This is a genomic window from Peribacillus sp. FW305-BF15, assembly GCF_058783805.1.
Genome location: NZ_JBYSYV010000007.1, coordinates 174,641 through 189,100 on the forward strand (window position 1 = coordinate 174,641; position 14,460 = coordinate 189,100).

General features: G+C 42.3%; 13 protein-coding genes and 1 other annotated feature (1 of these 14 running past the window's edge). Of the genes, 11 read left to right on the forward strand and 2 right to left on the reverse strand.

Annotation, left to right across the window (positions count from 1 at the left end):
• Positions 1-149 (forward strand) — a binding site (T-box leader); it begins 28 nt to the left of the window's first position.
• Positions 150-244: 95 nt separating this feature from the next.
• The 11 genes from glyQ to AC3WLU_RS09640 all read left to right on the forward strand — a co-directional run bounded on the left by glyQ (position 245) and on the right by AC3WLU_RS09640 (position 12,180).
• On the forward strand, positions 245-1,141 hold the full coding sequence (glyQ, locus tag AC3WLU_RS09590; RefSeq protein WP_034308488.1) for a glycine--tRNA ligase subunit alpha: 897 nt from the start codon (positions 245-247) through the stop codon (positions 1,139-1,141).
• Complete coding sequence (gene glyS, locus AC3WLU_RS09595) at positions 1,128-3,197, forward strand: glycine--tRNA ligase subunit beta (RefSeq protein ID WP_187049756.1); 2,070 nt, start codon at positions 1,128-1,130, stop codon at positions 3,195-3,197. The genes glyQ and glyS overlap by 14 nt, the downstream gene beginning before the upstream one ends.
• Positions 3,198-3,358: 161 nt before the next feature.
• Positions 3,359-3,997, forward strand: coding sequence for a transcriptional regulator CcpN (gene ccpN, locus AC3WLU_RS09600; protein WP_034308483.1), 639 nt, complete (start codon positions 3,359-3,361; stop codon positions 3,995-3,997).
• Between the two features lie 28 nt (positions 3,998-4,025).
• A complete protein-coding gene (locus tag AC3WLU_RS09605) occupies positions 4,026-4,835 on the forward strand; it encodes a pyruvate, water dikinase regulatory protein (protein ID WP_034311346.1) in 810 nt (269 codons plus the stop codon).
• A 511-nt stretch (positions 4,836-5,346) separates the two neighbouring features.
• A complete protein-coding gene (locus tag AC3WLU_RS09610) occupies positions 5,347-5,802 on the forward strand; it encodes a YaiI/YqxD family protein (protein WP_034311344.1) in 456 nt (151 codons plus the stop codon).
• Between the two features lie 51 nt (positions 5,803-5,853).
• Entirely contained in the window at positions 5,854-7,659 is a 1,806-nt protein-coding gene (gene dnaG, locus AC3WLU_RS09615; protein WP_095389827.1) for a DNA primase, read from the forward strand.
• Positions 7,660-7,694: 35 nt separating this feature from the next.
• Positions 7,695-8,828, forward strand: a complete 1,134-nt coding sequence (gene rpoD / locus AC3WLU_RS09620; RefSeq protein ID WP_034308477.1) for an RNA polymerase sigma factor RpoD — start codon at positions 7,695-7,697, stop codon at positions 8,826-8,828.
• A gap of 179 nt (positions 8,829-9,007) precedes the next feature.
• The gene (locus tag AC3WLU_RS09625; RefSeq protein ID WP_427524377.1) at positions 9,008-9,538 is read left to right on the forward strand and encodes a hypothetical protein; all 531 of its coding nucleotides are present in this window, start codon (positions 9,008-9,010) and stop codon (positions 9,536-9,538) included.
• 235 nt (positions 9,539-9,773) lie between these two features.
• Complete coding sequence (cccA, locus tag AC3WLU_RS09630; protein WP_268563531.1) at positions 9,774-10,142, forward strand: cytochrome c550; 369 nt, start codon at positions 9,774-9,776, stop codon at positions 10,140-10,142.
• A 215-nt stretch (positions 10,143-10,357) separates the two neighbouring features.
• Positions 10,358-11,065 (forward strand): tRNA (adenine(22)-N(1))-methyltransferase, encoded by a 708-nt coding sequence (locus AC3WLU_RS09635; protein ID WP_492597192.1) that lies wholly within the window; start codon positions 10,358-10,360, stop codon positions 11,063-11,065.
• Positions 11,062-12,180, forward strand: coding sequence for a Nif3-like dinuclear metal center hexameric protein (locus AC3WLU_RS09640; protein WP_278089841.1), 1,119 nt, complete (start codon positions 11,062-11,064; stop codon positions 12,178-12,180). Before AC3WLU_RS09635 ends, AC3WLU_RS09640 begins: the two co-directional genes overlap by 4 nt.
• A gap of 46 nt (positions 12,181-12,226) precedes the next feature.
• On the opposite strand, the gene AC3WLU_RS09645 is transcribed toward AC3WLU_RS09640, so the two are convergent.
• A complete protein-coding gene (locus tag AC3WLU_RS09645; RefSeq protein WP_034308464.1) occupies positions 12,227-13,171 on the reverse strand; it encodes a 4-hydroxy-3-methylbut-2-enyl diphosphate reductase in 945 nt (314 codons plus the stop codon).
• A gap of 125 nt (positions 13,172-13,296) precedes the next feature.
• A complete protein-coding gene (gene vrrA / locus AC3WLU_RS09650) occupies positions 13,297-13,983 on the reverse strand; it encodes a VrrA/YqfQ family protein (protein WP_400448339.1) in 687 nt (228 codons plus the stop codon).
• Positions 13,984-14,460 lie beyond the last annotated feature (477 nt).

Below are 14,460 nucleotides of genomic sequence, written 5' to 3' on the forward strand. Positions count from 1 at the left end.
GTCATTCTCCATAAAAAGCGAACCCGGGACGGTGGAAGCCGGGATATGGATTTACAGGGAAGGGCGTTTCCGGAGCATGTTGCTTTGAAAAGAGGCCGTTTTGTTAACGGCAATTAGGGTGGAACCGCGGGTAAACTCTCGTCCCTATGCATTTCGCATAGGGACGGGAGTTTTTTGTTTGCCAAAATGTAATGGGTTTCCGACCTATAATCTAAAAGCCGTTTAAATAACCTGGAGGTGTACGATGAATATTCAAAATATGATTTTAACGTTACAAAAGCATTGGTCTGAGCAAGGCTGCATATTGATGAATGCTTATGATGTCGAGAAAGGGGCAGGTACGATGAGCCCATACACGTTCCTGAGAGCCATTGGACCGGAGCCTTGGAGCGTGGCTTACGTAGAGCCTTCCCGCCGTCCTGCTGACGGTCGTTATGGTGAGAACCCTAATCGACTGTATCAGCATCATCAGTTCCAAGTGATCATGAAGCCGTCTCCTGACAATATCCAAGAGTTGTATTTGGATTCATTACGTGCTTTAGGGATAAATCCGCTCGAGCATGATATTCGCTTTGTGGAGGACAATTGGGAAAATCCATCTCTAGGGTGTGCCGGACTCGGTTGGGAAGTGTGGCTTGATGGAATGGAAATCACGCAATTTACATATTTCCAACAGGTGGGCGGCCTTGAGTGTAAACCGGTTTCCGTGGAAATTACATACGGGATCGAACGTCTCGCCTCTTACATTCAAGATAAGGAAAACGTATTTGACCTAGAATGGACAGATGGATTCACTGTTCGCGATATATTTGGTCAGCCGGAATACGAACATTCGAAATATACGTTCGAAACCTCCGACCTTGACATGCTGTTTCAGCTTTTCACGATGTATGAAAAGGAAGCGCATCGACAAATGGAAGAAGGACTTGTACATCCTGCATATGATTATGTTTTGAAATGTTCCCATACATTTAACCTTTTGGATGCCAAAGGTGCCATCTCGGTGACGGAAAGAACGGGTTATATTGCCCGGTGCCGTAACTTAGCGCGTAAGGTTGCCAAAACCTTCTATGAAGAGCGGGAAAAATTAGGCTTCCCGATCCTGAAAGTGAAAGGGGAGAATACAAATGAGCAAGCGTGATTTGTTATTGGAGATTGGATTGGAAGAGCTGCCTGCCCGTTTTGTGACAGCATCAATGAAACAGTTGTCAGATAAAGTGCAGAAATGGCTAACGGAAAAAGCGATAGAATTCGGGACGGTTGAAGCTTTTTCCACACCAAGACGTTTGGCCGTATTGGTGAAGGACGTGGAAGAATCCCAAAAGGATATCGAAGAAGAGGCAAAAGGTCCGGCCAAAAAAATCGCGTTGGACAGCGAAGGCAACTGGTCTAAAGCAGCATTGGGATTCGTCAGGGGTCAAGGCATGACTTCAGAGGACATATATTTTAAAGAACTCAAGGGTGTTGAATATGTCCATGTGAATAAATTCATAAAAGGACAGCAGACCGTTCAGCTTTTATCTGAGCTTGCTGAAATCATCAGCGGCATGACGTTCCCGAAAAATATGCGCTGGGCCAATCAGGAGCTCCGCTTCGTCCGTCCGATTAAATGGCTGATTGCCTTATTTGGCAATGAAATAGTGCCATTCAGCATTGCTGATGTGGAAACGGGCCGTGAAACAAAAGGACATCGTTTCTTAGGCAATAGCGCCATCATCGAGCAGCCGGAACGGTACGAAGATACGCTGACAGAACAATTTGTAATGGCAGATCCAGATAAACGCCGGCAAGTTATATTGGATCAGATTAAAGAGCTTGAGCAGGAGAAAGGCTGGATCATCCCTGTCGATGAAGATCTGCTTGAAGAGGTAAATAATTTGGTAGAGTATCCAACGGTGTTATTTGGACATTTTGAAGAAGAATTCCTTGAGCTTCCTGCTGAGGTACTTATCACATCAATGAAGGAACACCAACGTTATTTCCCTGTTAAAGATCAAGAAGGGAACCTGCTTGCTTACTTTGTAACCGTGCGCAACGGCGATGACCGCCATTTGGATAAGGTTTCTAAAGGTAATGAAAAAGTATTGCGTGCCCGCTTATCGGATGCAGCATTTTTCTATAAAGAAGATCAGAAAAAAGAGATTTCGGATGCTTTGAAAAAGCTTGACAGCATCGTTTATCATGAAGAAATCGGTACATTGGCCGAGAAAACTGCCCGGGTAACTGAAGTGACCGGTGCTCTTGCGGATGCTTTGAATTTAAAGGCGGAAAAAGAAATGGCGCTTCGTACAGCGGCAATTGCCAAGTTCGATTTGGTAAGTAATATGGTTTATGAATTCCCTGAATTGCAAGGGTATATGGGTGAAAAATATGCTCTCTTAAAAGGGGAAGCCAAAGAAGTGGCCGCGGCTATCAATGAACATTATATGCCAAGGCATGCGGATGATGCTGTACCGCCTTCAGTCATTGGCGCGGTTGTGAGTTTGGCTGAAAAAATTGATACATTGTCTTCGTTCTTCGCTATTGGCGTCATCCCGACAGGTTCCCAGGATCCTTACGCATTAAGAAGGCAGGCGAGCGGTGTCGTCCAAATTCTAGCTGAGAAGAAATGGAATATTTCATTAGAGGAGCTTATTGTTTTAGGTCTTAAAGGACCGGAATCAAAAGGTATCTTAAAACGTGATCTTGAAGAAGTTAAAGCGGATATGTTCACATTCTTTAAAGCACGTGTCAAACACATGCTTCAAGAACAGCAAATCCGTTACGATTTGATTGACGCAGTTTTGTTCAATGAGATCGGTTATATCCACTCAATCGTGGAACGTGCACATGTATTGGATGCGAAAAAAGAAGAAGCAGGCTTTAAGGAAAGCCTGGAAGCTTTAAGCCGGGTCATGAACATTGCCGTAAAATGTGACAATCAGGTGACAGTCGACCCTGCTGCCTTTGAAAATGATCAAGAAAATGCGTTATATGTAAAATATCAAAAAGTGGCAATGCGTTATATGGAATCTAAAGATGAGAATGATCGGTTTGAAGAGCTTGTTTCGCTTCAATCGGAAATAGAGTCATATTTCGAGAATACAATGGTCATGGCAGAGGATGAAGCAATCCGCAACAACCGTTTATCCTTAATGAAGGAAATCAGTGATTTGGTTGCAGGTTTTGCTGCCATGAATAAAATCATCCTTACATGATCGAAAGGATGTATGGAATCGGAAACCCTTTGAATATGGGTTTCCGATTTCTTAAAAAGATAAATGGTCAATAAATAGGACAAAAATGCCCTAATTAAATTATTTAGTATATAATTATTAAATGAATAACTTTTGTTACTTTACTCTGCGAAAGCAGTGGGGTGGTGATTATAATCCAATTGAATAAGCGTCAGGAACAAATTTTACAAATTGTAAAAGAAAACGGACCGATTACTGGAGAACATATTGCGGATAGATTGAACCTTACCAGGGCGACACTTCGCCCGGATTTAGCGATTTTAACGATGGCAGGTTTTCTTGATGCCCGGCCAAGAGTGGGGTATTTCTATACAGGCAGGTCAGGGACACAGCTTTTGACAGATAGCCTTAACCATCTTTATGTACGGGACTACCAATCGATACCTGTCGTCGTTGACGAGGGCATTTCCGTATACGATGCAATCGTCATGATGTTTTTAGAAGATGTCGGAACAATGTTCGTCGTCGATAAGCATGCATTGCTTGTTGGTGTCTTATCAAGGAAAGACTTATTGCGTGCGAGTATTGGGAAACAAGAGCTTAACTCCATTCCAGTCAATATCATCATGACTAGGATGCCCAATATTACAATGTGTTCAAAAGAAGACCTTTTGATTGATGTTGCCAAAAAACTGATTGATAAACAAATCGACTCATTACCGGTCGTCAAAGACACAGAAAAGGGCTATGAAGTAATTGGAAGGATTACAAAAACCAATATTACGAAAGCATTCGTAGCTTTGGCTGATGAAGGCTATTAGGGGGCTTGCAAAAGGAATGACGGAGAATATGAACGGTTCTATTATATATGTTGTATCGGATTCAGTAGGAGAAACAGCGGAATTGGTCACAAAAGCCGCTGCAAGCCAGTTCTCGGGATCTGCTTTTTCCATAAAGAGAATTCCGTATATTGAAGATGAACAAAACGTGGATGAAGTGATATCACTGGCTAAGTTGGATGGGGCAATCATTGCTTATACTCTGGTGAAGCCAGCAATTAGAGCGTATATGAAAGCACAGGTCGAGAAAGAAAACCTGGCTGCTTATGACATTTTAGGGCCGCTCATGGACATCCTTCAGGAAAGGGCTCCAAAAGGGCCGCTTAATGAACCTGGTCTGGTAAGAAAGCTGGATGATGACTATTTCAAGCGTGTGGAAGCCATTGAATTTGCTGTAAAATATGATGATGGACGTGACCCTCGCGGCATTTTACGTGCAGACATCGTCCTTGTGGGTGTTTCACGCACTTCCAAAACGCCATTATCACAATATTTAGCCCACAAACGCTATAAAGTGGCGAACGTACCTTTAGTGCCTGAAGTGGAACCGCCAGAAGAGCTGTTCCTGGTACCTCCTGAAAAATGCATTGGTTTAAAGATCAGCCCGGAAAAGCTGAACCATATTCGTAAAGAACGATTAAAGTCACTTGGGCTCAATGATCATGCCATTTACGCAAATGTGGAGCGCATAAAAGAAGAATTGACATACTTTGATAAAATCATATCAAGGCTGAATTGTCCTATCATTGATGTAACCAATAAAGCTGTTGAAGAAACAGCCAATTTAATCATCAATATCCTTCAAAACAAAAACCGTTGATCCTTAAATTAAGGCAAATCAAAATGTGAGCTAGACACTCTATGTGTCAGCTCACATTTTAATGCCAAGGTCAAATAAGGGATTAATAAGAATAAATTCAAAATAATTACATAAAATTCCTCTTAGTTTCCTCGTGCAAATCCATTGATTTGCATGAAAACACATTCGGGATTTAAATGTTGGCATCTTCTAATCAAATAGACTATAATAAAAAATTGTGAGAAAAAAGTAATCTTAAGGTTTAGACTTAATTAATAAGGAATAAACTAAAGGTTAATGAGATGTCAAGGTTTTTATCATAAAAATAATTCGACATGTTCCGTATAATTCAGGAAGGGCTGGTCTTTTTCAAGGCAAATGAGGTGCTTTCACTTGCATAAACAGGTATTCTTTGAAGGATAATGTTTGCTCTTTTAGAGGGAACGCTTTGAATCATGCTGGAAATTCACCATATCTTCATAAAGTTTAGGGGAGAAAAAGGATTATGCAGAAAGATGTAGAATTAGAAGGTATGAATAATAAACCTACGATACACGTCGATGCCGATGCATGCCCGGTGAAAGACGAAATCCTTCATTGTGCAAGTTTGCACGAAATTGAAGTCTGTTTTGTTGCATCATATAAAAATATGATGAATAACCCTGAAGGTAAATGGGTATATGTCGATGCAGACAAAGAAGCGGCAGATCTTTATATAGTAAACTCAGTAAAAAAGGGTGATATTGTCGTTACTGCAGATATTGGTTTGGCTGGGACACTGCTTCCTAAAAACGTTTATGTCCTTTCGCCAAGGGGAAAAGAATACACGGAAGAGAATATTTTCATGCTTTTGGATATGCGTTATCAGTCGGCGAAACTCCGCAGGCAGGGTAAGCATACGAAAGGGCCGAAAGCATTCACAAAGGAAGATCGTGCATGTTTTACAAATAAACTTATGAAAACATTGTCGAACTTTGCAGGGAATTAGGAAACAGTATCGAATAAGAAACTATCACCAATATTGCAAGGTGGAAAAATGATAAATGGCCGTATAGAAGATGAGAAAATTAATCAAATTCGTGAAGCTGTTGACATTGTTGATTTAATTGGGGAGTATGTCCAGCTGAAGAAGCAGGGGCGCAATTACTTTGGCCTATGTCCTTTTCATGGTGAAAACTCGCCCTCGTTTTCCGTTTCAACGGAAAAACAAATCTTTCACTGTTTCGGTTGCGGGGCAGGCGGAAATATTTTTACCTTCTTAATGGATATAGAAGGCTACAGCTTTGTGGAATCTGCAAAAGTTTTAGCTGAAAAAGGAAATGTTCCTTTGGAAGTTGAAATCAATAAGGATTCCAAGCGTTCCAACATGCCGGCAGGCGCTCAGCAAATGGTTGAAGCCCATGACCTGCTGAGGAAGTTTTATCATCATCTCCTCGTTAATACGAAAGAGGGGCAGGATGCTCTCGAATATTTACTTAAACGAGGGTTTACTGAAGAGACGATAGAAAAGTTCCAAATTGGCTACTCCTTGGATTCATGGGACTTCGTGTCCAAGTTTCTTTTAAAACGCGGGTTTCCAGCGGAATACATGGAGCAGGCAGGGCTTATTATTTTCAGGGAAAAAGACGAGTCATATTTTGACCGTTTCAGAAATAGAGTCATGTTTCCAATTATGGATCATCAAGGAAATACGATTGCGTTTTCAGGAAGAGCAATGGGGGACGATGAGCCCAAATATTTGAATAGTCCTGAAACGCCAATCTTTAATAAAAGTAAAACTTTATATAATTTCCATCATGCAAGACCACACATACGAAAGAAAGAACAAGCAGTCATTTTTGAAGGCTTTGCCGATTGCATTTCAGCAGTTGGCGCAGGTGTGGAGAATGCGGTCGCTACAATGGGCACTGCCCTGACGGACCAACATATCCAGCTTTTAAAAAGAAATACTGACCAGATACTTATTTGCTACGATTCGGACTCAGCGGGATTGAACGCTGCCAATCGTGCAGTCAATATGCTACAGGACCATGAGTTTTCCGTGAAAGTCGCTCTCATGCCTGATAACCTGGACCCCGATGACTACATAAAGGAATTCGGTGAAAAAAGCTTTGTTTCTGAAGTAATAGGGGCCAGTTTAACCTACATGGCATTCAAAATGCATTATTTGCGTCGAGGGAAAAATGTAAATAATGAAGGAGATCGAATTCAATATATCGAAGAAGTCCTTAAAGAAATTTCGCGATTGCCCAATGCAGTGGAGAGGGATCATTATCTCCGGCAGCTATCCTCTGAATTTTCCCTTTCATTGGATGCGCTGGAACAGCAGCAGCGTCAGGTGTTCTTTACGGAACGCAAGAAGGGGACATTGCCGCAGCCAGCAGCCCAAAAGAAAATGGCCCTGCAATATGAGCATAAGTTAAAACCTGCTCACCATAATGCTGAAACGAAGTTGATTGCCCATATGCTGAAAAGCAGGGATATGACTTTCAAAATTCAGCAGTTGCTTGGGCAAACGGTCTTTCATGTAGATGAACATCAGGCAATCATCACCTATTTATATGCGTTCTATGAAGATGGACACGAACCGGATACAAGCTTTTTCCTTACTTATTTACCGGATCCAAACTTGAGAAGGATCGTTTCGGAAATAGAAATGATGTCAGTGAATGAGGAAGTTACCGATAAAGAACTGACCGATTGTATAAATCAAGTGTTGAAATATGAAAAGTTGTTAAAGATAAAAGAAAAACAAGTTGAAGAAAAAGATGCAGTTAGACGAAGTGATTATGTCACTGCTGCACAAATTGCCATGGAAATCATTAAATTGCGTAAAATGTTGTAGTCGTTTAGGTGTAAGTCCTGGAAGGAGGGGAACTAATGGCTGAAAAACCAGCACGTTCCAAACAAGTTGATAATGAATTTAGCCTTGAACAGGTGAAAGAAAAACTACTAGAGCTAGGTAAAAAACGAGGCTCTTTGACTTTAGAAAAAATCGCTGAAATGATTGGCGGTTTTGAGTTGGATTCCGATCAAATGGATGAGTTCTATGAGGTGTTAGCAGAAAACGGCGTCGAAATACTCACTGATGGTGAGGAAGACGAAGATGAAGATGATCCAGATGAGAAGAAACTTGCAAAAGAAGAAGAGTTTGACTTAAATGATTTAAGTGTTCCTCCTGGCGTGAAAATTAATGACCCAGTACGCATGTATTTAAAGGAAATTGGCCGGGTCGACCTTTTATCTGCAGAAGAGGAAATCTCTTTGGCGACGAGAATTGAAGATGGAGATGAAGAAGCGAAACGCCGTTTGGCAGAAGCTAACCTACGTCTTGTTGTCAGTATCGCCAAGCGTTATGTCGGACGCGGAATGCTTTTCCTTGATTTGATTCAGGAAGGTAATATGGGACTTATCAAAGCTGTGGAAAAATTTGATTACCGCAAGGGATTCAAATTCAGTACGTATGCAACATGGTGGATTCGCCAAGCGATAACCCGTGCCATTGCCGACCAAGCAAGAACGATCCGGATACCGGTGCATATGGTGGAAACCATCAATAAATTGATTCGTGTCCAAAGACAGCTTCTTCAGGATTTAGGACGTGAACCTTCACCGGAAGAAATTGCGGAGGATATGGACCTGACTCCCGAAAAAGTTCGTGAAATCTTGAAAATAGCTCAGGAGCCTGTTTCATTGGAAACGCCAATAGGTGAAGAAGACGATTCACATTTAGGTGATTTCATTGAAGATCAGGATGCGACTTCCCCATCGGAGCATGCAGCATATGAACTATTGAAAGAACAGCTTGAAGACGTATTGGATACTCTTACTGACCGTGAAGAGAACGTCTTGAGACTCCGCTTTGGACTTGATGATGGCCGTACCCGTACTCTTGAAGAGGTAGGTAAAGTGTTTGGGGTCACCCGCGAGCGTATCCGTCAAATCGAAGCGAAGGCGCTGCGTAAACTGAGACATCCAAGCCGAAGCAAACGATTGAAAGATTTCCTTGAATAGAATATATGCCCTTAACAGAGCCCTCTTTGAATGCCCAGCGTTCGGGAGCGGCTCTTTTTTTTCAATTCCGATGTAAAAATATCCTAATCAGAACAATGGTTATCTGTTTTTCCGTATAAAGGAAAAAGATTTAAAAGCTTAGCCGTTAAAAAGAAGATCATCATGAGGATGTGAGATTCATGGATGAAATGAGAAAGAAAATCATCATTCAAGAAATAAACTCCTGGAGGGAAAGTCGTATGCTTCCGGAGCAATATTGTAATTACCTGCTTGCATTATACGGTCAAGGCGAAATTCCGCCATCAAAATCGAATGAAACCGCGAGCAAAAAAAACGACATCTTTTTCGGGGTGTTGAATGGAACTTTTTTTGCATTTATTGTATTTTTGAATTATTTTACTGAAATAACCATAAGAATGCAAATGCTTATGACAACAATTTCAATACTTGTCTTTGGGCTGGCAGTCCGCCGCTTAAAAGGCAGGAAAATCATTTTTCAGATGGCGTTGATGGGGATGGTACTATCATTGCTTTTATTAACTGTCAGTTTGGCGGAATTCATGGCACCCGGCAAAGCGAGTATCCTTTATATTTTCTTATTCATTAATTGCGGACTCTGGATTTTATTGGGCTATAAGCTGAAGCTGCTCCATTTTTCCATAGCGGGAAGCCTTGGAGCACTGGTCACTCTTTATTTTTTAATAATATAATTCAAGGACACTCCAGCGGTTTTAAATAATGATTTTTGGGTATTATGAAACATATGTAAGAAAAAGTAAAAATGTTTGGAAATATACATAAGTTTTTGACAATTTTAAGAAATTATATAATATCTTCTATTTTTGGGCTTTTACTTGAAACTCTTTTCAAGTAAAATAATATATAGCTGTTTGTATATAATATTAAATATGGTAAGTTTAGGTTCTACATAGGGGAGGAAATACTATGAAGCGCAATCCAGTAATGCCTTTTATTATTATCATGGTTTTTGGTATTGGACTTATGTTTTTACTTTCGTTTAAAGGTTTGGGTGATGCCAAAGATCTTGCCAAGGAAAAAGAGGGCGGCGGAAAGACAGAAGAAACAGAAAGTGCCTCAGCATCACCTGAGGACATTTATAAGCAAAACTGTATCTCTTGTCATGGTGACGCCTATCAAGGCGGTGTCGGGCCTGCTCTAAAAGGAGTTGGCGATCGCCTTTCGGTGGACGAGGTTAAAAACGTGATCACTAATGGACGAGGTGCAATGCCACCAGGTTTAGTCGAAGAACAGAACATTGACGCCATGGCCAAATATATTCATGGACTGAAATAAGTCATGAAACTGACTCAAGAAATCGTTGGAAAGCGAACTTTTTGAGTCAGTTTTTCATTTTTCGGAGAAGGAAGATTCCAGATTGCAGTTTTTCTTTGCCCATATATAGAAAGAACCCTTTTTCTCCTTTCTGTAATTTTTCGATTGAACTTGGTATAATCGAATGGGAAAGTAATTATAGCAAGACATTATTTGAATTAAGAGAGTTGATAAATATGAATCATGAAAAACTATCGATGAGATTAGAACGTGTTGCCATACATATACCAAAAGGAAGCATCCTGGCAGACATAGGATCAGACCATGCTTACTTGCCGTGCTATGCGGTGACTAACGGCTTGTGTGTCAGCGCCATAGCAGGTGAGGTTGTAGAAGGACCCTATCAGTCAGCACGCAAGCAAGTGGCAATGACGGGTCTTGGAGACAAGATAGAGGTCCGTAAAGGAGATGGGCTTGAAGTATTGAATCCCGATGAAGCGACATGCATTACGATTGCAGGCATGGGAGGGACTTTAATATCAAGTATATTGGAAAGCGGAAAAGCGAAACTCGGCAAGGCAGAAAGGCTAATCCTTCAGCCTAATGTCGGTGCAGCGAATGTTCGCAGCTGGCTGATCGAAAACGGCTGGGAGCTTTGTGGAGAGGAGATCCTTGAGGAAGATGGGAAGATCTATGAGATCTTAATTGCCAAAAAAGGAGACCCGCTCCGCCCTTATGGTGTAAACAAGCAAACGGGCCTCACTTTCGGTCCATTCTTAAGAGAGCAATTCAGTGATATTTTCATAAAAAAATGGCGGCTTGAGAAAAAACATTTGGAGAGAATCATCGAACAATTGGATGAAAGCGGAAGAAGCGGACTGGAAACGAAGCGCAATGAATTGAAATCTCAAATTTCGGTAATCGAGGAGGTGCTTAAAGGTTGAAGACAGTGAATGGTCACAAAATCATTGAGATGTTTGAACAATTCTCCCCAAAGCATTATGCAATGGAGGGAGATCCAATCGGGCTGCATGTCGGGCAGCTAAATAAGCCGGTTACTAAAGTGCTGATTGCCCTTGATGTGCTGGAAGAGGTTGTAGACGAAGCGATCGAACATGGCGTGGAATTGATCATTGCCCACCATCCGTTAATTTACCGACCATTGAAAAGGATCGATACAAACACAACTGGAGGCCGCATCATCGAAAAGCTGATCAAACATGATATCGCTGTTTACGCTGCACATACCAATTTGGATGTTGCTAAGGGCGGAGTGAATGATTTGCTTGCCGAAGCTCTTCAATTGCAGGACACAGAGGTATTGATTCCAACCTATGAGACAGCTCTTAAGAAATTGGTCGTATATGTTCCAAAGACCGACGAACAAAAAGTGAGGGAAGCCCTGGGCAAGGCGGGGGCCGGAGCGATCGGGAACTACAGCAATTGTTCGTTTTCGGGGGAAGGTACCGGACGCTTCTTGCCAGGTGAAGGCAGTGAACCGGTTATCGGCTCTGAAGGAAGGCTTGAAGAAGTAGCTGAAATGCGGATTGAAACGATATTCCCGGAAAATATCGAGAAGAAAGTACTAGCTGCGATGATTAAAGCCCATCCATATGAAGAGGTTGCTCACGATATATATAAACTGGAGAATAAAGGGGAGTCACTTGGCTTAGGAAAGATTGGTGTACTTGCCGAAGAAATGACGCTTGAACAATTTTCCGAACATGTGAAGCGGACACTCGATGTTGAAAAGGTGCGTGTCGTGGGAGATCTGCAAAGTCCGATAAAAAAAGTGGCCGTTTTGGGCGGAGACGGCAATAAATACTTTACGACAGCAAAATTCAAGGGTGCCGATGTTTACGTTACAGGTGATATGTATTACCATACAGCCCATGACGCGATGATGATTGGACTGAATATCGTCGATCCCGGCCACAATGTTGAAAAGGTGATGAAAAAAGGGGTGGCACGATTCCTTGAAAAAACGTGCCGCGAAAAGAACTTCGATGTGGAATTCATTCCATCCAGGCTGAATACAGACCCATTCCGCTTCATTTGATAACACGAAAAAGGCAGCCTTAGTGGCTGCCTTTGTATTTGTGCAATCATTTCTTCACTTTAATTTTAGGTAAAATTTTATGCAATGGCGTTTTCTTTTCGGTATTCCAAGTGGATTCATCATTTGCTTCATATTGTTCTAGAAATGCGATAACTTCCTTCGTGATCGGAGTTGGTGTAGAAGCCCCCGAAGTGACGGCAACCGTTTCTGCACCTTTTAGCCATTCAAGGTTCAGCTCGGAAATGTCAGCGATGCGATAAGCCCTCGTGCCGGCAATCTCTTGGGATACTTGTGCAAGACGGTTTGAATTATTACTCTTAGGATCTCCGACAACGATTAAAACATCAGCTTCGCCAGCTTGCTCGGCAACGGCTTCTTGGCGAACCTGTGTCGCTAAGCAAATTTCCTTATGGACTTCGGCATGTGGGAACTTTTCCTTGACCTTATCCATGATATCCAAAACATCCCATTGGCTCATCGTTGTTTGATTGGTGACGATGATCTTATCACTATTCAAAGTCAAGGCTTCCACATCTTCATCCTTTTGAACCAGGTGAACGACATCGGGAGCAACTCCGACAGCACCCTCAGGTTCCGGATGGCCTTTTTTGCCAATATAAATGATTTGATAGCCTTCCGCTTGTTTTTCCCGAATTAAGTCATGTGTTGCGGTAACATCGGGACATGTTGCATCAAGCGTCACAAGCCCTTTTTTCTCCGCGATCTTCCTGATCTCAGGCGAAACGCCGTGAGCAGTAAAGATGACGGTTCCGCTGTCCACCTGTTCGATGATATCGTTGCGGTTGCTGCCGTCCAACGTGATGATGCCTTCTTCTTCAAACGCATCCGTCACATGTTTGTTATGCACGATCATTCCTAAAATGTAAATGGGACGTGGCAAGGTTTTATCTAAAGCCGCATTTCGGGCGATGACCATGGCATCGACAACGCCATAACAATAGCCGCGCGGGGAAATTTTAATCACTTTCATCTATGTGTCCTCCTTCAAGGCAAGAAACTCTCACTTTTTATACCTTTCTATTATATAAGACCATAGATGATATTACAAAACATCATATTTACATAAATCAGTTATTGGTAATTTTTTTGTAGCCTTTAAATATAAAGCTTGGGACCTGAAGATCTCTTCCTTTTGGTTTCGGGACGAACTGGCGCAGTGGGGTTAGCTTCTATAGCTTTTTCTTTTTTCTTCGAAACCGTTTTTACCTCACTGTTTTCTTGTGCCCCAACCGCGGGCCCGCTTTCAACGGAAGCTCCGTCGTCCTTGGTCTCATCGGCTGATGATATGCTTCGGAAAACTTTCCACATGGAAGGCAGGTTTTTAATCACTGGACCGTATTGTTCCACCATAGGCGTGAATTGTTCCGCCGCTTGCAACACCTTTTGCGTGTTGGAAAGCATATTATTAAGGGAATCGGGGTTTTTTAATGTTTCTAAGATACCGCCTCCGCTGCTTCTTGAAGAACTTTGGTTAGTGGAACCCGCTGGCGCAAACAAATTCGGAGAAGCTGCTTTTTGTTTCGACTTACCGAGTATCTTTGACAATAACCCTTCTTTCTTTGCTGGCGGCATTTCCTGCCGCTGCTGTTGGTTGAATGGGCCGTGGAAACCTTGAGGTCCCTGTGGTACCTGCGGTCTGTTTGGAATCATCGGACGCTGCATCTGCTGATAAGGATGGGGGATTTGCGGTGACTGCCTGAATGGAGCAGGGGGCTGCTGCCTCCTTCGGCCATTGGGTGGCGGAAAAGCGGGTCCGGGTTGACGATTTCTATTTGGGAACATAAGTTTCACCTCCTAAGAATATTATATGCTGGTGTAATCTTCTATATAAATTATGCAACTCGACAAAAAAGGTTTGAGGAAAGAGTGACTGGGCAGTTGTGAAGTAACCGGAAAGAAGGTAAGATGGTAACGGTAGTCTTTTAGCTCCATGTCTGCGGGGGATACGCTATGACCAGGACAGGGGCTTTTCGTTTGCAAGAGTCCATTTTAAGAGAACTAACCTCAGCGCATGCGCTTTTGTGATTAGAATGAAGGTGGATGACCTGCCCATTATGGGGCAATCCCTATTTTCTTCACGAGCAACCCAGGCGCTTGCGCTTTTTGAGTAATCCAGCTTCAGCGCCTAGCTCGATGTGAAAAAGAGGATTGCCCTCACAAGGCAAAAAGCGCCTTATGGGACAATCCCTATTTTCTTCACGAGCAACCCAGGCGCTTGCGCTTTTTGAGTAATCCAGCTTCAGCGCCTAGCTCGATGTT